A 22,955-nucleotide genomic window follows, 5' to 3' on the forward strand; every position below is an offset into this window, starting at 1 on the left:
GTCCTCCACCACGACCGTCGGGCCTGACGGGCGCCCCTCGCGCCTCGGCGTGGCATCGTCCCGGCCGGGCGACGGCCGGGCCCCGCACCCGCGGGGCCTCGTCCGGGGCAGACTGGCCCCATGGATACGCATGACCTGTTCGACCGCATGGCAAGCGAACTGGCCGCGTCGGGAGTGGTCGAGGAGACCGTCGACGGGGCCCGCACCCTCCAGGTCGACGGCATCCCCTTCGCCCGGCTGGCCGAAGGCGGCGCGCAGGTGCTCCTCCCCGAGGGCAGCCCGGCTCGCGACGAGGCCCTCGCCCTGCCGTCGGTCACCGGCACCTCCGGCGACTGGGTGGCCCTCACCGACCGCGACGTCTCCGCCTGGCCCACCCTCCTCGAGCAGGCCCTGGCCGGCGTCCGACGCTGAGCCCCGCGTCCCCGCGCGCTGCGTGCGTGCCTGCGACCACGGTCGTACCCGCGGTTCGGACCTCGGGCTGACGACACCGTGGCCTCCCCGTTCCTAGCGTGGAGGGCATGGACGACGACCGCGTGATCCCCGACGCCGACGGGCCCCTCACGGCCGCCCGTGGATACCTCCGCCTCGGGGAACCGCAGGACGACGTCCGGGGCGCCCGGTCGGGCGGCGGTGCGACGACGCGACCCCCGATGCCCGAGAGTGAGGGGGTGACGTCGACGACCCCGCCCGGGCAGCCCCGGCGCACCCTCGCCCGCGACCTCCTCGACCTCACCGAGCACCTCGGCCGGGAGGCCCGACGACTCTGGTCCGGGCCGCCCCCGACCCTCACCGACCTCCTCCTCGTCGGCACCCTCCTCGTCGCCGGCGTGCCCTTCATGACGCAGTCCGAGACGGCGTACGCCGATCCGGTATGGGGTCTCGTCGCGTTCCTCTGCGTGATCCTCTTCTCGGTGCCGTTCCTGTGGCGACGCACCCACCCGATGGCCGTCGCGCTCGTCCTCGTTCTCCCCCACCTCGTCCAACTCGTCCTCCTCGACGAGCCGACGGCCGCGAACGTCGGCGTGCCCGTCGCCGTCTACTCGATCGCCCGGTGGAGCCCCGACCGGCGGGTGCGTCGAGCGGGACTCGTCCTCGCCGGAGCGGGGAGCCTCCTCGCCGGGATGAGCTGGTCGGCGTCGTTCAACGGGGATCCTGCGGGGGGGCCCGGGGAGTACGTCCTCACCGTCCTCGTCCTCGCGACCATGTGTCTCGCCGTGACGCTGCCGGCCTGGCTGTTCGGCGCGCTCGTGCGGCAGCGGGCGGAGGCGGCCGAGGAGACCCGGCAGAAGGCGCTTGCGGTCGAGCGGAGCCGGGTGCAGAACGTGCGTCTCGCCGCGCAGGAGGAGCGGGCCCGCATCGCCCGCGAGATGCACGACGTCGTCGCCCATTCCCTCTCGGTCATCGTCGTCCAGTCCGACGGCGCCGCGTATGCCCTCGACAGCGCCCTCGAGCGGGCCCGCGAGGGGGAGGATCCTCGTGTCGTCACGGAGGCGCTCCGCACCGCCTCCGACGTCCTCGCGACGATCGGGCGCACCGCGCGGGAGTCGCTCACCGACACCCGCCGCCTCGTCGGTGTCCTGCGGCAGGACGACGGGGAGGCCGAGTACGCCCCCACGGGCGGCGTCGACTCCCTCGAGGAGCTCGTCGGGCCGCTTCGCGACGCCGGGCTCGAGATCTCGACCGACGTCACCGGCCGTCGGCGTCCGCTCTCCCGCGCGACCGACCTCGCCGTCTACCGCGTCGTGCAGGAGTCCCTCACGAACGTCATCAAGCACGCCGGCGAGGCGCGGGTGTGGGTGTCGCTCGACTACCTGCCCGAGGCCCTGCTCCTCACGATCCGCGACGACGGCGTCGGACCCGGCGGGGTCCCCGACGGCCAGGGGCACGGACTCGTCGGGATGCGCGAGCGTCTCACCGCCGTCGGAGGGCGCCTGTGGGCGGGCGGCGCGCCGGGAGGCGGGTTCCTCGTCGAGGCCCGCATTCCCTACGATGCTGCAGATCCGAGCAGGTCGTGAGCGCGCGTGAGGCGGCCCCCACCGCCGGGGTCGGCGAAGGAGTAGGGATGAGTGAGGACGCGCCGATCCGGCTCGTGCTGGTCGACGACCAGGAGCTCGTGCGGGCCGGGTTCCGCATGGTGCTCGACGCGACGCCCGGGATGAGCGTCGTCGCCGAGGCGGCAGACGGGCTCGAGGCCGTGGCCGCCGTCGAGGCGCACGAGGCGGACGTCGTGCTCATGGACATCCGGATGCCACGTCTCGACGGGGTCGAGGCCACCCGCCGCATCTGCGCCCTGCCGGACGCGCCCCGGGTCGTCGTCCTCACGACGTTCGACCTCGACGAGTACGTCTTCGCCGCCCTCAAGGCGGGGGCGGCGGGGTTCCTCCTCAAGGACGCCGGGCCCGCCGAACTCCTCGCGGCGATCCGGGCGGTGCACCGGGGGGACTCCGTCGTCGCGCCGAGCACGACACGGCGGCTCCTCGAACGGGTGGTCCCCTCCCTGCCGGAGTCGGGCGCACGGCCCGACGCGCGCCTCGACGTCCTCACCGACCGGGAACGAGAGGTCCTCGAGGCGGTCGCGAAGGGGTACACGAACGGCGAGATCGCCGCACGCCTCTACCTCGCCGAGGCGACCGTGAAGACGCACATCGGGCGGATCCTCGCCAAGCTCGACCTGCGCGACCGGGTCCAGATGGTCGTCCTCGCCTACGAGACGGGCCTCGTCCGCATCGGGACGTGACCCCTCCGACACGGCCGGGGCGGGCGGAGCGGCCGGGTCAGGACCGCTTCTCGACCGTGCCCTCGGAGTCGACGGTCTCGTCGTGGGTCGCGGCCTCGGCAGCGGCGTCCTCGGCCTGCTGCTCCCGCTCGTGGGCCTCGGGGTTGATGCCCCCGATGAGCTTGTCGTTGTCGCCCGCGCCGGGGGTGACGGCCTCGTCCCGTTCCGCGGCGTCACCGGACAGCTTCTTGGCGGAGTTCGTGAGGATCGACGCGTCCTGGCCGAGCATCGGGAACTTGTCGTGCCCGTTGAGGTAGAGCACGACGGTGTTCGTGATCGCCATGAGCGGCACCGCGAAGAGCGCACCGGCGATGCCGAAGAGGTAGGAGCCGACGGCCACGCCGAGCAGCGTCGCGAGCGGGTGCAGCGACACGGCCTTGCTCATGAGGATCGGCTGGAGGAGGTTGCCCTCGATCTGCTGCACCGCGAGGACGACGCCGAGCATGATGAGCGACGCGAGCGGGCCCTTGACGACGAGAGCGAGGAGCACGGCGAGGGCGCCGGAGACGACGGCGCCGACCATGGGGATCGCCGAGGCGAAGAAGACGATGAGGCCGAGCGGGATGACGAGGGGCAACCCGAGGAGGAACGCGCCGAGGGAGATGAAGACGGCGTCGACGCCCGCGACGAGCACCTGCGTCTTGACGTAGGAGCTGAGCGTCACCCACGCGCGGCGGCCCGCCTCGTGGACGGGCTCGCGGACCTGCTTGGGGGCGAGGCCGACGCACCAGGACCACATGCGGTCGCCGTCGGCGAGGAAGAAGAACATCGCGAACATCGTCATGATCGCGCCGACGGCGAGGTTGCCCGCCGTCTGACCCGCCGACAGAGCGCCGCTCGTGAGGTCGCCGGCGTGCGACTGCACCCAGGCGCGGCCCTGGTTGATGGCCTCGTCGATCTGCCCGCCGAGGGGACCGTTGCTCAGCCACGCCTGGATCTGGCTGAGGCCGAGGCCCGCCGAGGTCGACAGGCCCTGCACGCCGATGACGATCTGGTTGCCCGCGAGGGTGAGCAGGCCGGCGACGACGCCGACGCTCACGAGCAGCGTCGTGATCGCCGCGAGCCCACGCGGGAAGTGGAGGCGGTGGTTGAGCAACACCGCGAGCGGCATCGTCAGGGCTGTGAGGAGCAGCGCGACGGCGACGGGGATGACGACCGAGCTCGTCCTGCCGATGATCATCCCGAGGCCGTAGAGCGCGATCGCGATGACGACGACCCGCCACGCGATGCCCGCCGACACCTTGAGGGCGAACGGGATCGCCTGGTCGGCGGGACGGGGGTCGCTGTAGCTGAACGCCGGCGCGGGAGCGACCGCGACGGGCTCCGGCGGCGGGGGCACGGGGAGGCGGACGCGGGTGCGGATCTCTGACAGGGACGCGGGGGTCCCTCGGCGGAAGAGCTTCATCGCCACCGAGTGTCACACGCAGTGCGGCGAAATGCATGCTCCGCGTGGCCCGGTGAGGGGATGCGTCGATCCGACACGGCGGGTGGATTGGGGCGCGTCGGAGCGGGGTATGACAAGGGTGCGGCCGAGACCCACGCCGCCCGAACCTCCCTCCCCGAAGGGGCACGACATGAACGTCACCGAACGGCACACCCCCGCCACCCCCGAGCAGGTCTGGGCCGTCATCGCCGACGGCTGGACCTTCCCCTCGTGGGTCGTCGGCGCGTCCCGCATGCGCGCCGTCGAGCCGACCTGGCCGGGCGTCGGGGGCCGACTCCACCACTCGGTCGGCGGATGGCCGGCGCTCATCGACGACGAGACCGAGGTGCTCGAGTCCGAGCCCGGCCGTCGCATCGTCCTCAAGGCGCGGATCCGCCCCGCCGGGGAGGCGAGGGTCGAGATCACCCTCGTGCCGCAGGACGGCGGCACGCTCGTGCGCATGGCCGAGGATTTCACGAACGGCCCGATGTCGTTCCTGCCCAAGCCTGCCCGCGAGGCCGCGATCGGTCCGCGCAACGTCGAGACCCTCCGCCGTCTCGCCTTCCTCGCCGAGCGCCGCACCCAGCCCTGACGCGCCCCGACGCACGTCGTCCTGCCACTGCATGACGAGGGCCCGCCCCGGCTCGTGGCCGGAGGCGGGCCCTCGTGCGGTGTGCCCGGCGTATGCCCGGTGTGCCCGGTGTGCCCGGCGTGTGCCCGGCGCATGTCGAGCGCGTGTCGAGCCTGGGTGGGTGTCAGGTGCGCGCCGTCCAGGCGGGAGCGGGTCGGTCGTGGAACCGGCGCAGCGCGGCGGACCGGGCCCGTGCGGTGAGGGGGCCGACGCCCCCGGCGTCCTTGAGGGCCGCGCGGGCCGCGAGGTATCCGGAGCCGCCGTGGACGCCGCCACCCGGGTGGGTCGCGGCGCTGCCGAGGTAGAGACCGCGGACGTGGGTCCACGGCCCGCCGAGGCCGGTGGCCGGGCGCCAGATCGCCTGCTGGAGAAGCTGCTGGGTGCCGCCGCCGACACCGCCCTGCCCGAGGTTGCGGTCGTCGGCCTCGAGACCCTGCGGGGTCTGCACCCACCGGTCGAGCACGAGGTCGCGCCACCCGGGGGCGTACTCGTCGAGCATCGCCTCGGCGCGACGGGTGATCTCCTCCGCCGCGCCCGGGTCGGTGCATCCGCGGGGCAGGTGGGTGTAGAGCCACATCGTCTCGGTGCCCGCGGGGGAGCGGGTGGCGTCGATGCCGCTCATCTGGCCGATGAGCGCGAAGGGCTGCTCGGGCACGCTCCCCGCCTCGAGCTCGGCGGACCACTGCACGAGACCGGGGACGTCGCGTCCGGCGTGGACGACGGCCGCGCCCCGGGCCTGCGGCGCGGTCCACGGCATCGGTTCGGCGAGACGGTAGTTGAGCTTGACCGTCGGCAGGTCCCAGAGGAACGCCCGCAGCCGGGTGCGGAGCCCGGCGGGCACGTCGCGCTCGTCGAGGAGGTCCTCGTAGAGGGTGGGGGCGCTCGTGTCGGCGACGACGGCGCGGCGGACGGCGATACGGCGACCGTCGGCCGTCTCCACGCCGTGCACCCGCCCGCCGCGCACGACGACGCGGGAGACGGTGACCCCCGTCTCGATGCGGGCGCCCGCCGACTCGGCGCGGCGGCCGAGGGCGAACGCGAGCTCGCGGGTGCCGCCCTGGGGGGAGGGGAATCCGACGTCCTGGGCGAGCATCGTCATGAGCCAGCCGTACATGCCGCTGACCGGCGCCGTGGGCGGTGCGTCGGCGTGCATCGCGTTGCCCGCGAGCAGCTCCCGCCCGGCGCGGCCGTGGAAGAGCTCCTCGCCCATGCGGGTCGTCGGAAGGAGCGCGAAGCGGAGGAAGTCGGGCAGGTCGGCCGGGCCGATGATCCGTGCGAGGCGGGCCGCGTCGGCCACCGGGGGCCAGCGCGTGAGGATCGCGTCGAGCAGCGGGCCCTTGATCTGTTCGTACTGCTCGACGAGGTGCAGCCACGTGCGTCCGTCGCGTGGGTCGTCCTCGGCGAGGAGTGCGGCCGTGTCCTCGGCGCGGGCGAGGACAGCGGGCGCCGGGCCGGACCCGGCGCGGGCGACGTGCGCGAGCTGCGTCTGTGCGTGCGCCCATCGCAGCCCGTGCTCCTCGAGGTCGAGCGCGCGGAGCACCGGCGAGGCGAGGGCCAGGGGGTGGCACGCGCTGAACGCGTCGAGGATCCACCCGTCGACCTCGCGGGAGCCGACGGCGCCGCCGACGACGTCCCGCTCCTCGAGGACGAGCACGTCCCAGCCCGCGTCGGCGAGGTAGGAGGCCGCGACGAGTCCGTGATGGCCACCGCCGACGACGACGGCGTCGACGGTCTCCGTCGCGCCTCCACCGGGCCGGTCGGCGCCGGGGATCCGAGAGGCCTGGTCGTGGGACCTGTGGGTCGGTCCGATGCGCATGAGCGTCCTCCGCTTCGGGATACGTCGCCCTCCTGCCCCGGTGGCGGGATGCACGTCGGCGGAGGACGAGGGGTTCCTCCGACCCTTACCCACGTCCACATGCGGCAACCGGGCGAGGCCGGGACCCCCTCGCCCGGGCGCTCCGGATGAAACGGACAGGAACGGGTAAGAACAGCAATGAACCGCTCGACATACTGGAGGTTTCCATGGCTGATCACACCCCGCCCACCGTCGACGAGCCCACCACTCCCACCGGCCCGCCCGCGCAGACGTCCGACCAGGCCGCTCCGGCGCAGGTCACCGCCACCGGGTGCCCCTTCTCCGCCCCGGGTCGCGCCCAGGCCGGTGAGTACCTCACCACCGCGACCGGCACGCGCGTCCGCGACACCGACCACTCCCTCAAGGCGGGTCGTCGTGGCCCCACGCTGCTGCAGGATCACCACCTGCGCGAGAAGATCACGCACTTCGACCACGAGCGCATCCCCGAGCGCGTCGTCCACGCCCGCGGTGCCGCCGCGCACGGCGTGTTCACCGCCTACGGCACGGCCGGCAAGCTGACGACCGCCGGGTTCCTCGCCAAGGACGTCGAGACTCCCGTCTTCGTGCGGTTCTCCACCGTCCTCGGCTCCCGTGGTTCCGCCGACACCGTGCGGGACACCCGCGGTTTCGCGGTGAAGTTCTACACGGACGAGGGCAACTTCGACCTCGTCGGCAACAACATTCCCGTCTTCTTCATCCAGGACGGCATCAAGTTCCCCGACGTCATCCACGCCGGCAAGCCGCACCCGGACCGCGAGATCCCGCAGGCCCAGAGCGCGCACGACACGTTCTGGGACTTCGTCTCCCTCCACACCGAGGCCCAGCACCACACGATGTGGAACATGTCGGATCGCGGTATCCCCGCCTCGTACCGCACGATGGAGGGCTTCGGCGTCCACACGTTCCGCCTCACGGGCCCCGACGGCTCGACGAGCCTCGTCAAGTTCCACTGGAAGCCGGCGGCGGGCGCCCACTCCCAGGTGTGGGAGGAGGCCCAGCTCACGCAGGGCAACGACCCCGACTTCCACCGCCGCGACCTCTCCGACGCCATTGAGGCCGGCGCGTTCCCCGAGTGGGAGCTCGGCGTGCAGGTCATGCCCGACACCGAGGACGAGATGTTCGAGGGGATCGACCTGCTCGACCCCACCAAGCTCGTGCCGGAGGAGCTGTGCCCGGTGCAGCCCATCGGCAAGATGGTGCTGAACGCCAATCCGACGAACTACTTCGCCGAGACGGAGCAGGTCGCGTTCCACCCCGGACACCTCGTGCCCGGCATCGACGTGACGAACGACCCGCTTCTCCAGGGGCGTCTGTTCTCCTACATCGACACGCAGCTCACGCGCCTCGGCGGCCCGAACTTCGACCAGCTGCCGATCAACCGTCCGCACACGGAGGTCAACGACAACCTGCGTGACGGCTACGGACAGCAGGCGGTGCACACGGGCATGGCCCCGTACCGCCCGAACAGCATCGACGCAGGCAACCCGCTGCCCACCCCGACCGACGAGCGCCCCTTCATCGAGGTGCCCACCAAGGTCGAGGGCGAGAAGGTCCGCGCCAACCCGGTGACGTTCGAGGACCATTTCAGCCAGACCCGCCTCTTCTACCGCAGCCTCAGCCCGGTGGAGCAGGAGCACGTCGCGTCGGCGTACACGTTCGAGCTCGGCAAGTGCTTCGAGACGCCCATCCGTGAGCGTCAGCTCGCGCACCTCGCCGCGATCGACGCCGACCTCGCGAAGACGGTCGCCACCGGCCTCGGCATGGAGGTCCCGGCGCCCACGACGACGGACGTCACGGACATGGCGCCGAGCCCCGCGCTCGCCCAAATCAAGCCTGGCGTCACCTACCCGGTCAAGGGCCGCAAGGTCGGTGTCGTCGCCGACGACGACGCGGACCTCAAGGCCGTCGAGGCCGCGGTCGCCGCCATCGAGAAGGAGGGGATGACCCCGTTCGTCCTCGCCGGGCACGGTGGCCACCTCGGCGGGGCGAAGGGCCCGGTCATCGACCGGACGCTCCTCACCACCCGCTCCATCGAGTACGACGCGGTCCTCGTCGTCTCCGCGATCGCCCCGGCGCCCGACGCCCGCGGGGCGTTCGACGCGAAGGCCGGCGACCCGGCCGGGGTGCCGAACAACCAGTCCGACCCGCGCCTGTCGACGCTCCTCTCGGAGATATACCGCCACTGCAAGGCCATCGCGTTCCTCCCGAACGCGGAGGTCGCGCTCGCGGCGGCTGGTGTCTCCACCGAGGCCCCCGGTGTCGTCGCGGCCAAGGACGCCGAGAAGGGTGTCGACTCCCTCGTCGAGCTCCTCGGTACCCACCGCGTGTGGGAGCGGTTCACGCCGAAGGCCTGATCCGTCGCCCGTACGTCTTCGGACGCCACCGACACCCCGTCGCCCCCTCCATGCACCGCGTGGAGGGGGCGACGCGCGTCCGGGGGAGGCCGCGGGGTCGGACGTCGGTCGTCCTCCGTCGTCGCAGGCAGGGCGCGGCGCGGCGTTGCGTGGCGGTGACAGCGGCGTGGCGTGGCGGTGGCGCGGTGAGACGGCGCGTCAGGAGCCGCAGGTGGGGACGGTCTCGAACGTGTAGCCGGCCGTGGACAGTCGGTCGAGCACGCGGGGGAGGGCCGCGACAGTCTGGCTGCGGTCGCCACCGCCGTCGTGGAAGAGGATCTCGAGGGGCTCGTCGCCGCCGCCGTCGGGCGGGACGAGGGCGTTCCGGACGATCGCCGGGGTGCCGGGCCGCGTCCAGTCGCGGGTGTCGACGCTCCACATGACGAGGCCCATGCCGAGCTCGCGGGCGACCGCGCCGACGGAACCGCCCGTCATGCCACCCGGGGGACGCAGGCACGTGACCTGCCCATCGAGGACGGCGTTCGTCCGCGTGACCTCCGACTTCGCGGCCGCGGCCGGCAGCTTCGAGAGCCACGGGTGGGTGTAGCTGTGGTTGCCGACGGCGTGCCCGCCGTCGCGCACCGTGCGGACGAGGCCGGGGTGCCGGGCGGCCTCCTCCCCGATCATGAAGAACGTCGCCTTGGCGCCGTAGGCCTCGAGGGCGTGGAGGATCTGCGGCGTGTACGTCGGGTCGGGGCCGTCGTCGAAGGTGAGGTAGGCGACCTTGTCCCGCGACGGGCGGGGTGCGTCGACGGCTGCGTCTGCCGGGACGGTCGTCGGTGCGGGGGTCGGAGGTGCCGACGGTACGCCGGGCGTCGCTCCCGCCGGGGTGGCCGGTTCCGCCGCCTGCACGGTCCACGTCTCCCGGGGCAGGGTCGGCCCGGGCGCAGGAGCCGTCGTCACGGTCACGACGGATGCGGGTGCCGGTGCGAGGGCGGGGTCGCGCAGGGTCGAGGCCCACGAGGTGATCGGCCCGGCGAGGAGCAGCGCCGTCCCCAGCACGCCGAGCCCGGTCATCGTCACGGATCCCACCGTCGGCATCGGGCCTCCTCGCGCACGACCGCGACGGGACCCTCCCGCCGTGAGACCCCTCGCCGGGACATGCGTCAGCGCCGACGAGAGGGGTCGTCCATCACCTCATCGGCAGACGGGGAGCGTGTCGAAGCGATATCCGCGGCGGGCGAGGGAGTCGAGCACGCCGGGGAGGGCCGCGACCGTCTGGGTGCGGGTGCCGCCGCCGTCGTGGAAGAGGATCGTCGGGGCACCGCCCCCGGCCGGTGCGGCGAGGGCGTTCGTCGTGATCGTGGCCACGCCGGGGCGGGTCCAGTCGCGGCTGTCGACGTTCCACAGGACGGGGGTGAGCCCCTGGCCACGGGCGAGGGAGGTGATGCGTCCGTTCGTCGCCCCGTAGGGCGGTCGGAGACACCGGACCCGTCCGCCGATGCCCTGGTTCGCCCGGCGGAGCTCGTCCGTGACGGCCCCCGCGGACGACGTCGCGAGGTTCGGGTGGCTCCACGTGTGGTTGCCGATCGCGTGTCCCTCCGCGCGCACCCGCTTCACGAGGTCGGGATGCGCCGTGGCCTGCTGCCCGATCATGAAGAACGTCGCCTCTGCGCGGTGACGGCGGAGGATCTCGAGGACCTGCGGGGTGTACGCCGCCGTCGGGCCGTCGTCGAAGGTGAGGTAGGCGACCTTGCCCGGCACCACCGGCCCGTGCGGCCGCACCGGGGCCGTCGCGCGGTTCACCGTCCGCGTCGTCGGCCGGGTCGACGGGCGACGCGCCGTCGTCCTCGTCGGCCGCGCCGCCGTCGGCCGCGCCGCCGTCGTCGTGGTCTTCGTCGTGGTGGTCTTCGTCGTGGCGGTCTTCGCCGCGGTGGCCTTCGTCGTCGAGGTCCGCTTCGTGGCGGTCCTCGTCGCCGTGGTCCGCGTCGGTGTCCGCCTGGCGGTCGTCCGCTTCGGCCTGGGCTGCGAGGCGGCGGAGACTGTGGTCGTGGCCCCGACCGCGGGGCGGGCTGCGGCGGCCTCTGCGCCGGCCGGCGGGAGGGCGAGCGCCGTAGCGGCGGCGAGGACCGAGGTGATCGGGCGGGTCGAGCGCGGCATGTGAATCCCCCTGGCGGACGTATGGGTCGATCGTCCAGGTGATTCGACCCTACACACCGAGCCGGGCGGTGGGGGCGGGGATCTTCCGGTCGTGACGAAGGCCCGGACACGGCACCTCGCCGGGCCGGTCACGACGACCCCGGACGCGGGCAGGCGGCCCCACCGTGCCGGAACGGACCTGGCGGGAGGAGCCGCCTGTGCGGAGATGGGGCCGAGCCGGTCACGGAGGATCGGCCGGGGCCCCGAAGAGGAAAGTCAGAGAACCTTCGTGTCGAGGTCGGTGACGGAGACGCCGTTCTCATGCTGCTGGAGGCGGTGCACCCCGGCGCCGGCGCGCTCGGCCACGCAGGCCTCGAGCTTGCCGTCGACGTAGTGGATCGCGGCACCGTCGTCGACGCCGTAGCCGCTCGGGAGCTGGCTCGTGTCGATGAACTCCTTGTACTGCGGCGCACGCTCGGCCTCGGAGTCGTAGTGCGGGCAGAAACTGCCGGGCACGATGCCGAGACCGAGGGAGAGCGCACTGATGCCATGACCGTAGGCATCGGTCGTGCAGCCCTCGTGCCACACGGAACCGCCCGCGCTCACGCCGGCGAGGACGACGTCGCGCGTCGGGTCCTGCGCGTAGGAGCGGAACCGCTGGCCGAGACCGTGGGCGCTCCACAGGGCGAGCATGTTGAGGGTGTTGCCGCCGCCGACGAGGAACACGTCGACCTCGTCCATGCGGGCGATCGCGTCGGCCGCCCCGCTCCACAGCGTGAGGACGCACGTGCGCACGTGCGAGCTGTACGCGTTGATGAACCGCGACACGTACAGGCCGTCATCCGCCGAGGCCGTCGGCACGAAGCAGACCAACGGGTTGGTCGCATCGGTGAGGGAGAGGATGTACCGGTCGAGGCTGGTAGGCCGATAGTCCTCCGAGGAGGAGAACCCGCCACCGCCCATCGCGACGATGTGAGTGGTCATGTGCCGACGGTATCCCCGATCGCGCCCCGGCGGTGGAGGAGAAGGTCCTCGGACCTGTGGTCTCGCCCACCGTGCGCGGTGGAGCCGTCGGGGGCCGAGGATCACGGGCGTGGTGCGCCGCCGGGGGTCTCGGGAGCGTCCTCCACGTCGAGCGTGGCCGCGTACAGCCGGGCCTTGTCGACGTAGACGGCGGCGTTGCGGGCGACCCGCTCGAGCTCGGCGTCGGTGAGCTCGCGACGGACCGTGCCGGGGACGCCCATGACGAGCGAACACGGCGGGATCTGTGCGCCCTCGGGGACGAGGGTGCCGGCCGCGACGATCGAGTCCGACCCGACATGGGCACCGTTCATCACCGTGGCGCCCATGCCGACGAGCACCCGGTCCTCGACTGTGCAGCCGTGGACGACGGCCGCGTGACCGACGGTGACGTCCTCGCCGAGGACGCACGGGAATCCCGGATCGGCGTGGAGCACCGCGTTGTCCTGCACGTTGCTGCGGGCACCGATGCGGATCTCGCCGCCCTCGCCTCGCGCGACCGCGCCGAACCACAGGCTCGCCTGCGCGGAGACGGTGACGGCGCCGACCACGACCGCGGTCGGCGCCGTCCACGCGTCCTCGGCGACCGTCGGCGTGACGCCGTCGACGGAGGCGCGCACGCTCAGCTCACGTCGTTGGGGTTCGCCGGCTTGTGGCCGGCCGACTTGGCGTAGTACTGCGTCCACTGGCGCGTCGCGAGCATGCGGGCCAGCGCGATGATCGCGCCCGACGCCGCGGCCCACAGGACGGCCTCGACGAGCTTGGTGTCGGGGTCCTCGGGGTTGGCGGGCGGGTCGCTCGCCATGACGGCCTTCCAGCCGCCCTCGGAGACCTTCTTGGCCAGCGCGCCGGAGCCGACGGCGAGGGCCGTACCCACGATCTTGAACAGCTTGTCACCCATGACAGGAAGTGTGCCAGGCCGCGGGGCGATCGGCGACAGGGGCGGGCGGGCCCTCGACCGGGGCACGGGTGGGCCGCGCGGCAGATACAGTGGGTCGACATCGACAGGGGAGCGCTCCGGCGCTGAGAGTGCGGCCCGTCCGCAGACCCTCGAACCTGATCCGGCTCGCACCGGCGGAGGGAGTCGAGTTCTCACGAGGCGTACCCGCGCCCGCCCCCGAGGATGTCCGGCATCGGATCGTCACGGGAGAACGCATGAGCAACAGCCACATCGCCGACGTGCAGGGCCTCACCCGGCCCGGCCGCCGACAGGCCCGCGGAGGCCCGTCCGCGTGGCGGGCGGTCGACATCGTCACCCTCGCAGTCCTCGGCGTCGCGCTCGGTGTCGCGTTCTGGGGCTTCGACATGCTCCTCTACGAACCCCTCAAGGCGGCGCTCTCGGTGTTCCCGCCGGCGCAGGAGCTGCTCCTCGGCGTATGGATCCTCCCCGCCGTCGCCGGTGCGCTCCTCGTCCGCCGCCCCGGTGCGGCCCTGCTGTGCGAGATGGTCGCCGCCACCGTCGAGATGCTGCTCGGCAACCAGTGGGCGGCGATGGTGCTCGTCTCCGGCCTCCTCCAGGCCGGTGGCGTCGAGATCGTCGCGGCCCTGTGGCGCTGGCGTCGGTTCGACCTCTCCACCGCGGTGTTCGGCGGCATGCTCGGCGCCGTCCTCGAGATCGTCCTCTACGAGTGGTGGTCCTACGTCCCCGAGTACTCGTGGACGTGGAAGCTCGTCTACCTCGTCGCGGGCGTCGTCTCCGGGTTCGTCATCGCGGGCCTCGGTGGGCACGCGCTCGTCAGGGCGCTCGCCGCGACCGGCGCCGTGAACGCGTTCCCCCCGGGTGAGGAACACCTCGTCACGGCACGCCGGTGACGCTCGTCCCGGTCGGCCTCGAGGCGCGCGGGCTCTCGTGGACGCCGCTCGGTCGCACGACGCCGGTTCTCGCCGACCTCGACCTCCGCATCGAACCGGGCGAGCGCGTCCTCCTCGCGGGCGCGAGCGGCGCGGGCAAGTCGACGCTGCTCCAGGCGCTCGCCGGGGTGCTCGGCGAGGTCGACCCCGGTGACCTCGGTGGGGAGGTGCGCGTCGACGGCTCCCCGGTCCGCGTCGGCGACGGGCGGGTCGGCCTCCTCGTCCAGGACCCGGCCGACGCCCTCGTCGCCAGCCGCGTCGGCCGCGACACCGCGTTCGGGCCGGAGAACCTCGGCCTCCCCCGCGAGGAGATCCGGGCCCGCGTCGCGGAGGCGCTCGACTCCGTCGGGTTCCCCTACGGCCTCGACCACCGCACGAACGCGCTCTCCGGCGGCGAGGCCCAACGGCTCGCCCTCGCCGGGGTCCTCGCGATGCGTCCCGGCGCGCTCCTCCTCGACGAGCCGACGTCGATGCTCGACGACGACTCCGCCGCCCTCGTGCGCGCCGCCGTCGCCCGCGCCGTCGCGGGCCGCAGCGCGACCCTCGTCGTCGTCGAACACCGCCTCGACCGCTGGCTCGGCCGCCGGTTCGGGGCGGACGGGTCCGCCGACGGGGACCTCGAGCCGCTCGTCGACCGCCTCGTCGTCCTCGGCGAGGACGGGATCCTCGCCGACGGCGCGCCCGACCGGATCCTCGCGGAGCACCGGGCCGCGCTCCTCGCGGCCGGGCTCTGGGTCCCGGGCGTGCCGCCGCCGGAGCCGCTCGCGACCGGGGACCTCCTCACCGACCTGAGACGCGCGCCCGGTGACATCGACGTGCGGGGCGTCGGCCTCGTCCGCTCCCCGCGGCGCGGCCTCGCCGTCGACCGGCGTCCCCCCACCCCGCGTGCCGCGCTCGCGGGCGTCGACCTCACCGTCCCCGCGGGCGCGCTCACGGCGTTGCGGGGAGCGAGCGGGGCGGGCAAGTCCTCCCTCGTCTCCGTCGCCGTCGGCCTCGAACGCCCCACGGCGGGCGAGGTCCTCGTCGACCCCCTCCTCGCCGACGGCGCCTCGCGGTCACCCTCGCACTGGACCTCCCACGAGTTCGCCGACCGCGCCGCCTGGGTGCCCCAGCAGGCGTCCCTCGCGCTCTCCGGACGCACCGTCGAGGAGTGCCTCCTCGCCACGTCCCGCGCCCTCGGCGACGACGAGGACGCGGCACGACGACGTGCCGACGGTCTCCTCGCCCTCCTCGACCTCGCCGGGCTCGCGGACCGCCACCCCGCGAGCCTGTCGGGCGGGCAGACCCGCCGTCTCGCCCTCGCGGCCGCCCTGGTCCATCGGGCCCCGATCCTCGCCCTCGACGAACCGACCGTCGGACAGGACCGCCTCACGTGGGCCGCGGTCGTCGGTCTCGCCGAGGCCGCCCGCCGCGCCGGCGCCACCGTGCTCGTGAGCACCCACGACGACGACCTCGCCGTCACCGCAGACACCGTCGTCCACCTCCACGCCGGCCGCGCCGTCGGTCCGACCCCCGAAGGCCTCCGATGATCGGACTCCTCGCCCGCTGCGGCCCGCTCTCGCTCCTCGCGTCGTCGTTCGTCCTCGCCGTCGGGGGCCTCCTCATCGACGACCTCAGGGCCGTCGTCGTCGGGCTCGTCGCCGAGCTGCTCCTCCTCACCGTCCTCGTCGGTCGCACCGGGTTCCCCCTCGTGCGCCTCGTCCCCGCGCTCGTCGCCACGGCCGGGGTGACCTGGTCGAACTGGCTCCTCGCCGACCCCCGCTCCCTTGCCGTCGCCGCCGTCGCGGGTCTGCGGGTCGCGTTCTTCGTCACGGGTGGGCTCGTCTTCGTCTCCTACCTCGACCCGTTCACCCTCGGCGACCACCTCGGCCAGCGACTCCGCCTGCCCGCCCGGCCCGTGCTCGCCACCGTCGCCGCGCTCCAACGCCTCGACACCCTCACCGACGACTGGGTCACCCTCGACCGCGCCCGCCACGCGCGCGGCCTCGGCCCCGGCCGGGGACCGATCTCCCGTCTGCGGCACGTCACCGCGATGACGTTTGCCCTGCTCGTCGAGGCCGTGCGTCAGGCCGGACGCATGACGATCGCGATGGAGGCCCGCGGCTACTCCTCCGGCACCCGCGGCATCACCCGCACGTGGCTCGAACCCGCGCCCTGGAAGGGCGCCGACACCCTCCTCGTCGCCCTCACGACGGCGCTCGCCGCGCTGCCCCACCTCGTCGCGGCGTTCGCCCCCGACGTCCTGCCGATGCCCGGCACGCCGCGCTGACCACCCCGCCGACCCACCCCGGACAGGCGAACGGCCCCGGGACGCGCTCCTCGCGCATCCCGGGGCCGTGACCTCCGCCCTGGCGGATCAGACGGTGAAGGTACCCGAGGCGATCTCGTGGACGTGCCCGCCCACGAACACGTCACCGTTCTCCTCGACGACGAGGTCGAGGTAGGAGGGACGACCCACCGCGGCACCCTGGTGGATGCGACGATGACCGAAGCGGCCGTTCTCTGCCATCCAGTGGCCGAGGTTCGCCGCACCCGAACCGGTGGCCGCCACCTCGACGACACCACCCTGCGGGCCGTAGAACATACGGGACTCGATCTGGTCCTCACCGGCGTCCGCCCACACGTACACCTGCGGCTCGGTGTTGAGGAGCATCGCGTACGAGTGGAGCATGCGGGCGTCGAGGTGGGCCTTGCGCACGTCCTCGACCGTCTTCACCGGCAGGACGATGCCCGAACGACCGGAGTCGACGACCATGACCTCGCCCTGGATCGACTCGAGGCGCAGGCCGACGAGCGAGGCGAGGATCTGCGGCGTCGACTGGAGGTGACGCACCTCGGCGTGCGTGGCCTTGATCGACCAGTTGTCCTTGCCCACCGGGGAGACGACGACGTCGTCGACCGTCTTGGCCGCGAGACGCAGCTCCTTGCGCGGGTTGCCGAGGATCTGGTTGACCACGTGCGCCGCCCCGAGGGAGGCGCTGCCGGCGAATCGACCCTCGCCGCCGGGGGAGAACACGCGCATCTGCGCGCCGTCGTCCGAGGTCTCGCGGACGAACACCGTCTCGAGGTTCACCTGCTGCGCGAGCTGCTGCATGAGCTCGTCGTCGATGTTCCCGGCCTCGGGGAAAGCGCACAGGGCGTTGCCGGAGAACGGGACGTCCGCCGCGGCGAACACGTTGATGATCCGATAGCTGAGGTCCATTCTCCGAGCCTATGCGGCCCGACGCCCTCGCGTGGCCCATGTCGCCGACCCGCTGCACCCGAGTCGGCACCCCGGGCCCTTCTGCGCGGCGTTCAGGGGCGCGTCGGGATCTCGCGGACGGTGAGGATCTGCTCCGCCCGACCGAGCGGTCCGCGGACGTCGTGCAGCGTCGAGGAGGTGAGGCCGACGCCGCTCTGCCCGAACGTCACGAGCGTGTCGAACCCCACCCAACCGGCCTGCGGGGAACGCCACAGGTGGATCGTGAGGTCGAGGTTGGGGAACATCCACTCGTTCGGGTTCGCCCGCGTGGCGACGCCGTTCGCCGTGTCGACGAGCCCGACGTAGGCGGCCATGTCGCTCACGTCGGTGTCCTCGACGAGCGTCTTCGTCGACCGCAGCCACATGCGGCCGTCGCCGGGCACGGACTGCGGGTCGCGCCGGAACTCGAGCGACCGGATGTACCCGCCGCCCCACATCGTCGAGCCGCGCCACGGTTCGAGGTCGTCCGGGGCGGGCATCGGGGCGGGCAGCCCACCCGCGACGCCGGACGTGTCCTGCTTCGACAGGCGCCACCCGCGGGCCCGCACGACGAGCTTGCCCTCGACGCTCATCACGGCCTCGTCCAGCTCGATCGTGCGGCCGGGACGGATCGTGCGGCACTCCACCGTGCTCGGCGCCGCGGGGATGACGCCGAGGATCTCGAACGTGATCCGCGAGAGCTGCATGTCCTCACGGCTGTTGAACGTCTCCATGCAGTGCGCGATCAGTCCCGACACCGGCGCCATGTGCTGCTCGTGCGGCTGCCACGCCCCCTGAGCGTGGAGCGTCGGCATGTACGTGTCGTCGTCGATGCGGCGGTAGTAGCTGCCCGAGTCCTCGGTCAGCCCCAGGGGGTTCGTCTCGCTCATGGCCGCAGCCTACGGACGCGGCACCGGTTCGCGGTCGGGTCGCGGTCGGGTCGTGGCCGGGCCGTGGCCGGGTGGGTCGCGGGGGAGGTGGGGTGCGGCATCCTGGTCGGCGTGTACGTGCCTGCGCATTTCGCCCTGACCGACGCCGGGTGCCTTCGGATCCTCGCGAGGATGGGGGCGGGGGATCTCGTCACCGTCCACGCCGGTGACGACGGCATGCCCGAACCCGACGTGACGTTCCTGCCGTGGGAGTACGTCCCGGCCCCCGCCGGGGAGCCGGACGGGGAGGTGACCGACGCCTCGGAGAGCATCGGTCTCGGGTCGCTCGTCGGTCACCTCGCCCGCAACAACTTGCAGGTGCGTCGGCCCGTCCTCGGGCCCGCGACGGTCGTCGTCCACGAGGGCGACCACTACGTCTCACCCGTCGACCTTCCCAGCCACGACGACGGCGGCCGGGTCGTGCCGACGTGGGACTACGTCACGGTCCACGCCCACGGTGAGCTCGTCCTCCACGACGACCCCGCATGGATCCTCGCGACGATGCGCCCCCTCACCGACCGGCACGAGCACGTCTGGGCGGAGGCCGTACCCGGCATGCCGGCCACGCCGGGCACGTCGGGTGGAGCCGGGACGACGTGGTCCGTCGACGACGCGCCGCAGGAGTTCGTCGACCGGATGCTCCGCGCCGTCGTGGGGGTCGAGCTGAGGCTCGGCCGCGTCGTCGGCAAGGCGAAGATGAGCCAGAACAAGACCCCCGCCGACGTCGCGGGTGAGATCGACGCGTTGGAGGCGCGGGGACGGGACGATCTCGCCGCGTTCAAGCGGGAGGTGTCCCTGCCCGCGGCGCAGCGTCGCCACGACCTCCTCGCGGACCTGCGGAAACGCCGTTGACCGGGGGCCGCTCCCATCGGAGCGGCCCGGAATGCGATCACCGACGCGCAGCGTCCTCGGTACCGTTCCCCGTCCGGCGCCCTGACCAGGGCGTTCTCTCCGGCGGTCCGGCTCCCTCTCGCCCGGTGGGCCATCGGTGATCGCATTTCGGGCCCGGTCGGGACCGATACCGTTCGCCCATGAGCCTCGAGGACCACCGCCGCCCGTTGCTCGTCGAGACGGTCCTCGTGCTCGGGGTGTCGCTCGGGAGTTCGGCGGTGTACGCGGTGTTGTCGTTCCTCCGTAAGGTCACGGCGGAGGTGGCGCTCTCGCAGCAGACGACGACGATGAACTCGTCGGTGACGCCGGATCGTCCGTGGCTCGACCTCGCCTACCAGCTCGCGGGCGTCGTCCTCGGCGTCGTGCCGGCGCTCCTCGCCGTGTACCTCCTCGGCCGCGACGACCCCTCGGCGCGGCACCGCATCGGGGCGGACCTGCGGCGTCCCGCCTCCGACGTGGCGCGGGGCACGCTGCTCGCGGCGGTCATCGGGATCCCCGGCCTCGCGTTGTACCTCGTCGCCCGCGAGCTCGGCCTCAACACGACCGTCGCCGCCGCGAACCTCACGCACGTGTGGTGGGCGGTGCCGGTGCTCGTCCTCGCCGCGGCGCAGAACGCGGTGCTCGAGGAGGTCGTCATGGTCGGCTACCTCTTCAGCCGGTGGCGGCAGGTGGGGTGGTCGTGGTGGACGGTGGCGCTCACCTCCGCGCTCATTCGCGGCACGTACCACCTCTACCAGGGGGTCGGCGGGTTCGTCGGCAACGTCGCGATGGGCATCATCGTCGCGCTCGCCTACCGCCGCTGGGGTCGTGTCGGGCCGCTCGTCGTCGCCCACACGATCCTCGACGTCGTCGCGTTCGTCGGCTACGCCCTCCTCGCCGGCCGTGTCGGGTGGTTGTGACCTGTGACGGGTGGGCAGCCGAGGGAGGACGGTGCGACGGGGTCGTCGCGTGTCTCAGGCGGGTGCGGGCAGCTCGACGCCGGGGGCGAGGACGCCGTCGGCGGCGAGGGGGTGGAGGGAGGCGAGCATCCGGTCGCGGAGGTCCCACGGACCGATCGTCGTGACGAAGATGCGCGTGCCGCCTTCGAAACCCGCGAGGGTGGAGACGCGCCACTTGAGTTCGATGCGCAGGGGCATCGCGACGTCGACGTCGACCGGGCGGTGGTGCCACTCCTCGTTGCACGGCACGTCGGGGCCCGTGCCCGCGTGGAGGGCGTGGAGGAGGTCGGAGACGCCCGCGAGGTGCGCCGCCGGCATCTCGGCGACGGGCGCGGCCTCCTTGGCCCACACCTCGAACGTCGGATACCGGTGGCCGTACCCGGCGAACGCGACGGCGTGCGCGTTCTCCGCGACGACGAGCCCCTGCGCGCGGGCGTGGGCGAGGTGGTCGGCGTGGAGCGTCGGTCGGGTCCGCAGCCGGGCGAGCTCCCGTTCGACCTGGTCGCCGTGCTCGTCGATCGCGACGAGCTGCTTGTGGAGGTGGTCGAAGCTCGCCCCCGCGGGCGCGAGCCAGTTCTGGAACGCGGCGACGTGCCGCGCCGCCGGGATCTCGGTGACGAGCCGCCCCATCGACTCCGCAGTGAACGCGACGAACGCCCGATGCTCGGCCGGGGTGAGCGTGCCCGAGGACGCGAGACGCCCGTCGTCGGTGAGATGCCGCCGCCCGACGACGAGGTCGTGACCCCCGGCGAAGAATGCAAGACCGGCGTCGTCCCCCGCGGCGAGGCCACCCCCGCCCGGGCGGCGGGCCCGGAGGACCCCGTCGAGGATCCGCGCGCCCGTCTCCGAGGCGACCCACCGGTCGTACCGCTCCCGCGCCGTCACGCTCGGCACGAGGCCGTGGTTGCGGCGCCAGTAGTCGAACGACACGATCTCGAAGAGGTTGGGGATGCGCCGGAACTCCGGCGTCGTCGCCCGCAGCTCCTCCGGTGCGACGTCCCGCAGCACGACGAAATCGCCACCGCGGTCACCGCGCCCGCCGCCGTCGAGGCCACCGGGCCCGTCACCGCCTCCGACGCCGCCGCGCCCGCCACCACCCTCGTCGTCCGCCCCGCCACCGCCGAGGAGGCCGACGAGCCCCTCGGCTCCGGCGTCGGGCGCCTCCGAGCCGCGGATGACGCGGGCCTTCTCCGGCGGGACGTCCTCGAGGCGTTCGAGGCAGAACGCGCAGGGCACCCCGCCGCCGCGGGGGCCCTCGGCGACACGGGTCGATCCGGCGGCGACGAGCGGCCGGTCGGCCCGCCCGGGCACCGTCCAGACCCGTGTGCCCGAAAGGGGATTCGTCTGCTTGATCGTGCCGTCGGGCAGCACGGTGAGGCATCCGGGGAGGCCGGTGTCGAGGTCGTCCACCCCTCGACCGTAGGCGCCGATGCGGCTCCGGGGGCGTGGCCCGCGGAACCCCGTGGGTTCGGGACGGTCGACCCCGTGCCGCCCACACCCGCGTTCACCTGGGAGGATCGGGGCCGCGCGGTGAGGTGGCCGCGTCGCGGCGCACGCCGCACAACTCGACGACGATCGCGCGGGCGCGATCAGGCGGGCACACGATGAACTCCATCCACACGATCGACTACGTCGTCATCGGGCTGTACGTCCTCGCGATGCTCGGCATCGGTGTCACCTCGACGTTCTTCGCGAGGGAACGCGACGACTTCCTCCTCGCCGGGCGGCGCCTGCGCTTCCCGTCGTTCTTCGGCTGCATGGCGGCGATGGCCGTCGGCGGTGCGGTGACGGTCGGCGGTGCGCAGCGCGGGTACACGGTCGGCATCGCGGGCCTGTGGGTCGGGGGCAGCCTCGGCCTCGGGCTCATCGTCCTCGGCGTGCTCATCAGCTCGAAGCTCGCCAAGCTGCGGGCGCTCTCGATCAACGAGGTCGTCGAGCGCAACTACGGCACGGCGGCCCGCATGCTCGGCGCGGTGCTCACGATCATCTACACGATCTCCCTCACGGTCGTGCAGGTCATCGCGATGGGCAGCATCCTCTCGCTCGTCTTCCCGAGCCTGTCGACGTCGGCGGCGATGATCGTCAGCGGCGCGGTCGTCGTGTTCTACACGTTCCTCGGCGGCATGTGGGCGGTCACCCTCACCGACATCGTCCAGTTCGTCATCAAGACCCTCGGCATCGTCGTCCTCGTGCCGATCTTCCTGCTCACGAGCACGACGTACGGCGACATCCCCACCCTCATGTCGCGGCTGCCCGCGGAGCACTGGGACCCGTGGTCGCTCGGGTTCTCCGGCACCCTCTCCTGGATCCTCCTCTACGTGCCGGGCCTCGTCATCGGCCAGGACATCTGGCAGCGCATGTTCACCGCCCGGATGGTTGTGACAGCTTGGTTTGGCCCCGTTGTGACGGTCTGATCTGGCCCCGCGTGCGACTTGCCGGGGTGTTGACGGTCTGAACTGGCCCCCCCTCCACGCTGGTCCCCATCACTGGGAACCAGTCGCAAGGGCAAGGGAGCCAAGATGGGGTCACGAGTGCAGCTGTATGCCGACATCCGCCACGACGCGCGAGTCGATGGCCTGTCCATCCGCGAGCTCGCCCGCAAACACGGAGTCCACCGCCGCACCGTCCGCCAGGCCCTCGCCGCTGCCGAACCCCCACCCCGCAAGAAACCGGTCCGCACGGCACCGCGCCTGGACCCGTACAAGCCGGCCATCGACGAGATGCTGCGCTATGACCTGACCGCGCCGCGCAAGCAGCGTCACACCGCGACCAGGATCCTGGCCCGGCTACGCGACGAACACGACGCCACCGACCTGTCCTACTCCACGGTGCGGGACTACGTGCGGGTCCGGCGCGCGCAGATCGATCTGGAGGCCGGGCGTCGGGTGGAGGCGATGGTGCCGCAGGACCACGCCCCCGGCGCGGAGGCCGAGGTCGACTTCGGCGAGG

Annotated in this window: 22 protein-coding genes, 1 pseudogene and 1 riboswitch; of the genes and pseudogenes, 13 read left to right on the forward strand and 10 right to left on the reverse strand. The window is 73.1% G+C overall.

What is annotated here, in order from left to right; genetic code table 11:
* Positions 1-120: 120 nt before the first annotated feature.
* The 3 genes from MOPEL_RS10140 to MOPEL_RS10150 all read left to right on the forward strand — a co-directional run bounded on the left by MOPEL_RS10140 (position 121) and on the right by MOPEL_RS10150 (position 2,737).
* Entirely contained in the window at positions 121-411 is a 291-nt protein-coding gene (locus tag MOPEL_RS10140) for a hypothetical protein (RefSeq protein ID WP_009482813.1), read from the forward strand.
* Positions 412-518: 107 nt separating this feature from the next.
* The gene (locus MOPEL_RS10145) at positions 519-2,015 is read left to right on the forward strand and encodes a sensor histidine kinase (RefSeq protein WP_009482814.1); all 1,497 of its coding nucleotides are present in this window, start codon (positions 519-521) and stop codon (positions 2,013-2,015) included.
* Positions 2,016-2,062: 47 nt separating this feature from the next.
* Positions 2,063-2,737 carry a response regulator gene (locus MOPEL_RS10150; protein ID WP_009482815.1) on the forward strand — a complete coding sequence of 225 codons (675 nt, stop codon included), beginning with the start codon at positions 2,063-2,065 and terminating at the stop codon, positions 2,735-2,737.
* 37 nt (positions 2,738-2,774) lie between these two features.
* Here the strand turns inward: MOPEL_RS10150 and MOPEL_RS10155 are convergent, their stop codons facing one another.
* On the reverse strand, positions 2,775-4,181 hold the full coding sequence (locus MOPEL_RS10155; RefSeq protein ID WP_009482816.1) for an AI-2E family transporter: 1,407 nt from the start codon (positions 4,179-4,181) through the stop codon (positions 2,775-2,777).
* Positions 4,182-4,350: 169 nt separating this feature from the next.
* Here MOPEL_RS10155 and MOPEL_RS10160 point away from each other — a divergent pair, with 169 nt between their 5' ends.
* The gene (locus MOPEL_RS10160) at positions 4,351-4,791 is read left to right on the forward strand and encodes an SRPBCC family protein (protein ID WP_009482817.1); all 441 of its coding nucleotides are present in this window, start codon (positions 4,351-4,353) and stop codon (positions 4,789-4,791) included.
* A gap of 163 nt (positions 4,792-4,954) precedes the next feature.
* Here MOPEL_RS10160 and MOPEL_RS10165 read toward each other — a convergent pair whose 3' ends face one another.
* Entirely contained in the window at positions 4,955-6,646 is a 1,692-nt protein-coding gene (locus tag MOPEL_RS10165) for a phytoene desaturase family protein (RefSeq protein WP_009482818.1), read from the reverse strand.
* A 206-nt stretch (positions 6,647-6,852) separates the two neighbouring features.
* Here MOPEL_RS10165 and MOPEL_RS10170 point away from each other — a divergent pair, with 206 nt between their 5' ends.
* A complete protein-coding gene (locus tag MOPEL_RS10170) occupies positions 6,853-9,039 on the forward strand; it encodes a catalase (RefSeq protein ID WP_009482819.1) in 2,187 nt (728 codons plus the stop codon).
* 198 nt (positions 9,040-9,237) lie between these two features.
* On the opposite strand, the gene MOPEL_RS16040 is transcribed toward MOPEL_RS10170, so the two are convergent.
* Together MOPEL_RS16040 and MOPEL_RS17735 are read right to left on the reverse strand one after the other, a co-directional pair.
* The gene (locus tag MOPEL_RS16040) at positions 9,238-10,119 is read right to left on the reverse strand and encodes a polysaccharide deacetylase family protein (RefSeq protein WP_009482820.1); all 882 of its coding nucleotides are present in this window, start codon (positions 10,117-10,119) and stop codon (positions 9,238-9,240) included.
* Positions 10,120-10,215: 96 nt separating this feature from the next.
* Positions 10,216-10,824 carry a polysaccharide deacetylase family protein gene (locus MOPEL_RS17735; protein ID WP_169316302.1) on the reverse strand — a complete coding sequence of 203 codons (609 nt, stop codon included), beginning with the start codon at positions 10,822-10,824 and terminating at the stop codon, positions 10,216-10,218.
* An 82-nt stretch (positions 10,825-10,906) separates the two neighbouring features.
* Between MOPEL_RS17735 and MOPEL_RS17740 the strand changes: the two genes are divergently transcribed.
* Positions 10,907-11,182 (forward strand): hypothetical protein, encoded by a 276-nt coding sequence (locus MOPEL_RS17740; RefSeq protein ID WP_169316303.1) that lies wholly within the window; start codon positions 10,907-10,909, stop codon positions 11,180-11,182.
* Between the two features lie 251 nt (positions 11,183-11,433).
* On the opposite strand, the gene MOPEL_RS10190 is transcribed toward MOPEL_RS17740, so the two are convergent.
* The 3 genes from MOPEL_RS10190 to MOPEL_RS10200 all read right to left on the reverse strand — a co-directional run bounded on the left by MOPEL_RS10190 (position 11,434) and on the right by MOPEL_RS10200 (position 13,078).
* Positions 11,434-12,141 (reverse strand): Type 1 glutamine amidotransferase-like domain-containing protein, encoded by a 708-nt coding sequence (locus tag MOPEL_RS10190; protein WP_009482823.1) that lies wholly within the window; start codon positions 12,139-12,141, stop codon positions 11,434-11,436.
* A 101-nt stretch (positions 12,142-12,242) separates the two neighbouring features.
* Complete coding sequence (locus tag MOPEL_RS10195; RefSeq protein WP_009482824.1) at positions 12,243-12,797, reverse strand: gamma carbonic anhydrase family protein; 555 nt, start codon at positions 12,795-12,797, stop codon at positions 12,243-12,245.
* A gap of 2 nt (positions 12,798-12,799) precedes the next feature.
* A complete protein-coding gene (locus tag MOPEL_RS10200; RefSeq protein ID WP_009482825.1) occupies positions 12,800-13,078 on the reverse strand; it encodes a DUF4235 domain-containing protein in 279 nt (92 codons plus the stop codon).
* A gap of 95 nt (positions 13,079-13,173) precedes the next feature.
* A riboswitch (TPP riboswitch) is annotated at positions 13,174-13,277 on the forward strand.
* 55 nt (positions 13,278-13,332) lie between these two features.
* Between MOPEL_RS10200 and MOPEL_RS10205 the strand changes: the two genes are divergently transcribed.
* Genes MOPEL_RS10205 through MOPEL_RS10215 form a run of 3 tightly spaced genes read left to right on the forward strand, consistent with a single transcriptional unit; the run spans position 13,333 to position 16,297 of the window.
* Positions 13,333-13,989: an ECF transporter S component gene (locus MOPEL_RS10205; RefSeq protein ID WP_009482826.1), complete on the forward strand. Its 657-nt coding sequence runs from the start codon at positions 13,333-13,335 to the stop codon at positions 13,987-13,989.
* Complete coding sequence (locus tag MOPEL_RS10210; protein ID WP_009482827.1) at positions 13,986-15,557, forward strand: ABC transporter ATP-binding protein; 1,572 nt, start codon at positions 13,986-13,988, stop codon at positions 15,555-15,557. The genes MOPEL_RS10205 and MOPEL_RS10210 overlap by 4 nt, the downstream gene beginning before the upstream one ends.
* The gene (locus MOPEL_RS10215; RefSeq protein WP_009482828.1) at positions 15,554-16,297 is read left to right on the forward strand and encodes an energy-coupling factor transporter transmembrane component T family protein; all 744 of its coding nucleotides are present in this window, start codon (positions 15,554-15,556) and stop codon (positions 16,295-16,297) included. Before MOPEL_RS10210 ends, MOPEL_RS10215 begins: the two co-directional genes overlap by 4 nt.
* A gap of 87 nt (positions 16,298-16,384) precedes the next feature.
* On the opposite strand, the gene MOPEL_RS10220 is transcribed toward MOPEL_RS10215, so the two are convergent.
* Together MOPEL_RS10220 and MOPEL_RS10225 are read right to left on the reverse strand one after the other, a co-directional pair.
* Complete coding sequence (locus MOPEL_RS10220; protein WP_009482829.1) at positions 16,385-17,230, reverse strand: PhzF family phenazine biosynthesis protein; 846 nt, start codon at positions 17,228-17,230, stop codon at positions 16,385-16,387.
* Between the two features lie 92 nt (positions 17,231-17,322).
* Complete coding sequence (locus tag MOPEL_RS10225) at positions 17,323-18,138, reverse strand: thioesterase family protein (RefSeq protein WP_009482830.1); 816 nt, start codon at positions 18,136-18,138, stop codon at positions 17,323-17,325.
* A 117-nt stretch (positions 18,139-18,255) separates the two neighbouring features.
* Here MOPEL_RS10225 and MOPEL_RS10230 point away from each other — a divergent pair, with 117 nt between their 5' ends.
* Both MOPEL_RS10230 and MOPEL_RS10235 read left to right on the forward strand, forming a co-directional pair.
* Positions 18,256-19,029: an FMN-binding negative transcriptional regulator gene (locus MOPEL_RS10230; protein ID WP_281023918.1), complete on the forward strand. Its 774-nt coding sequence runs from the start codon at positions 18,256-18,258 to the stop codon at positions 19,027-19,029.
* A gap of 179 nt (positions 19,030-19,208) precedes the next feature.
* A complete protein-coding gene (locus MOPEL_RS10235) occupies positions 19,209-19,967 on the forward strand; it encodes a CPBP family intramembrane glutamic endopeptidase (protein ID WP_009482832.1) in 759 nt (252 codons plus the stop codon).
* Positions 19,968-20,021: 54 nt separating this feature from the next.
* On the opposite strand, the gene MOPEL_RS10240 is transcribed toward MOPEL_RS10235, so the two are convergent.
* Positions 20,022-21,416 carry a DUF4921 family protein gene (locus MOPEL_RS10240; protein ID WP_009482833.1) on the reverse strand — a complete coding sequence of 465 codons (1,395 nt, stop codon included), beginning with the start codon at positions 21,414-21,416 and terminating at the stop codon, positions 20,022-20,024.
* 194 nt (positions 21,417-21,610) lie between these two features.
* Between MOPEL_RS10240 and MOPEL_RS10245 the strand changes: the two genes are divergently transcribed.
* Together MOPEL_RS10245 and MOPEL_RS10250 are read left to right on the forward strand one after the other, a co-directional pair.
* Entirely contained in the window at positions 21,611-22,420 is an 810-nt protein-coding gene (locus MOPEL_RS10245; RefSeq protein WP_009482834.1) for a sodium:solute symporter family transporter, read from the forward strand.
* Between the two features lie 105 nt (positions 22,421-22,525).
* Positions 22,526-22,955, forward strand: a pseudogene (locus MOPEL_RS10250) (IS21 family transposase); the annotation flags it as partial.

The sequence above is a fragment of the Mobilicoccus pelagius NBRC 104925 genome (assembly GCF_000247995.1).
GTDB lineage: Bacteria > Actinomycetota > Actinomycetes > Actinomycetales > Dermatophilaceae > Mobilicoccus > Mobilicoccus pelagius.

Excerpts from the sequence above, each read along its gene's own strand:
- MOPEL_RS10150 (WP_009482815.1), top strand. The coding sequence starts at position 2,063 with ATGAGTGAGGACGCGCCGATCCGGCTCGTGCTGGTCGACGACCAGGAG.
- MOPEL_RS10160 (WP_009482817.1), top strand. The coding sequence starts at position 4,351 with ATGAACGTCACCGAACGGCACACCCCCGCCACCCCCGAGCAGGTCTGG.
- MOPEL_RS10205 (WP_009482826.1), top strand. The coding sequence starts at position 13,333 with ATGAGCAACAGCCACATCGCCGACGTGCAGGGCCTCACCCGGCCCGGC.
- MOPEL_RS10245 (WP_009482834.1), top strand. The coding sequence starts at position 21,611 with ATGAACTCCATCCACACGATCGACTACGTCGTCATCGGGCTGTACGTC.
- MOPEL_RS10155 (WP_009482816.1), bottom strand. The coding sequence starts at position 4,181 with ATGAAGCTCTTCCGCCGAGGGACCCCCGCGTCCCTGTCAGAGATCCGC.
- MOPEL_RS10225 (WP_009482830.1), bottom strand. The coding sequence starts at position 18,138 with ATGAGCGAGACGAACCCCCTGGGGCTGACCGAGGACTCGGGCAGCTAC.
- MOPEL_RS10200 (WP_009482825.1), bottom strand. The coding sequence starts at position 13,078 with ATGGGTGACAAGCTGTTCAAGATCGTGGGTACGGCCCTCGCCGTCGGC.
- MOPEL_RS10140 (WP_009482813.1), top strand. The coding sequence starts at position 121 with ATGGATACGCATGACCTGTTCGACCGCATGGCAAGCGAACTGGCCGCG.
- MOPEL_RS16040 (WP_009482820.1), bottom strand. The coding sequence starts at position 10,119 with ATGCCGACGGTGGGATCCGTGACGATGACCGGGCTCGGCGTGCTGGGG.
- MOPEL_RS10145 (WP_009482814.1), top strand. The coding sequence starts at position 519 with ATGGACGACGACCGCGTGATCCCCGACGCCGACGGGCCCCTCACGGCC.
- MOPEL_RS10220 (WP_009482829.1), bottom strand. The coding sequence starts at position 17,230 with ATGGACCTCAGCTATCGGATCATCAACGTGTTCGCCGCGGCGGACGTC.
- MOPEL_RS10215 (WP_009482828.1), top strand. The coding sequence starts at position 15,554 with ATGATCGGACTCCTCGCCCGCTGCGGCCCGCTCTCGCTCCTCGCGTCG.
- MOPEL_RS10165 (WP_009482818.1), bottom strand. The coding sequence starts at position 6,646 with ATGCGCATCGGACCGACCCACAGGTCCCACGACCAGGCCTCTCGGATC.
- MOPEL_RS10170 (WP_009482819.1), top strand. The coding sequence starts at position 6,853 with ATGGCTGATCACACCCCGCCCACCGTCGACGAGCCCACCACTCCCACC.
- MOPEL_RS10235 (WP_009482832.1), top strand. The coding sequence starts at position 19,209 with ATGAGCCTCGAGGACCACCGCCGCCCGTTGCTCGTCGAGACGGTCCTC.
- MOPEL_RS10190 (WP_009482823.1), bottom strand. The coding sequence starts at position 12,141 with ATGACCACTCACATCGTCGCGATGGGCGGTGGCGGGTTCTCCTCCTCG.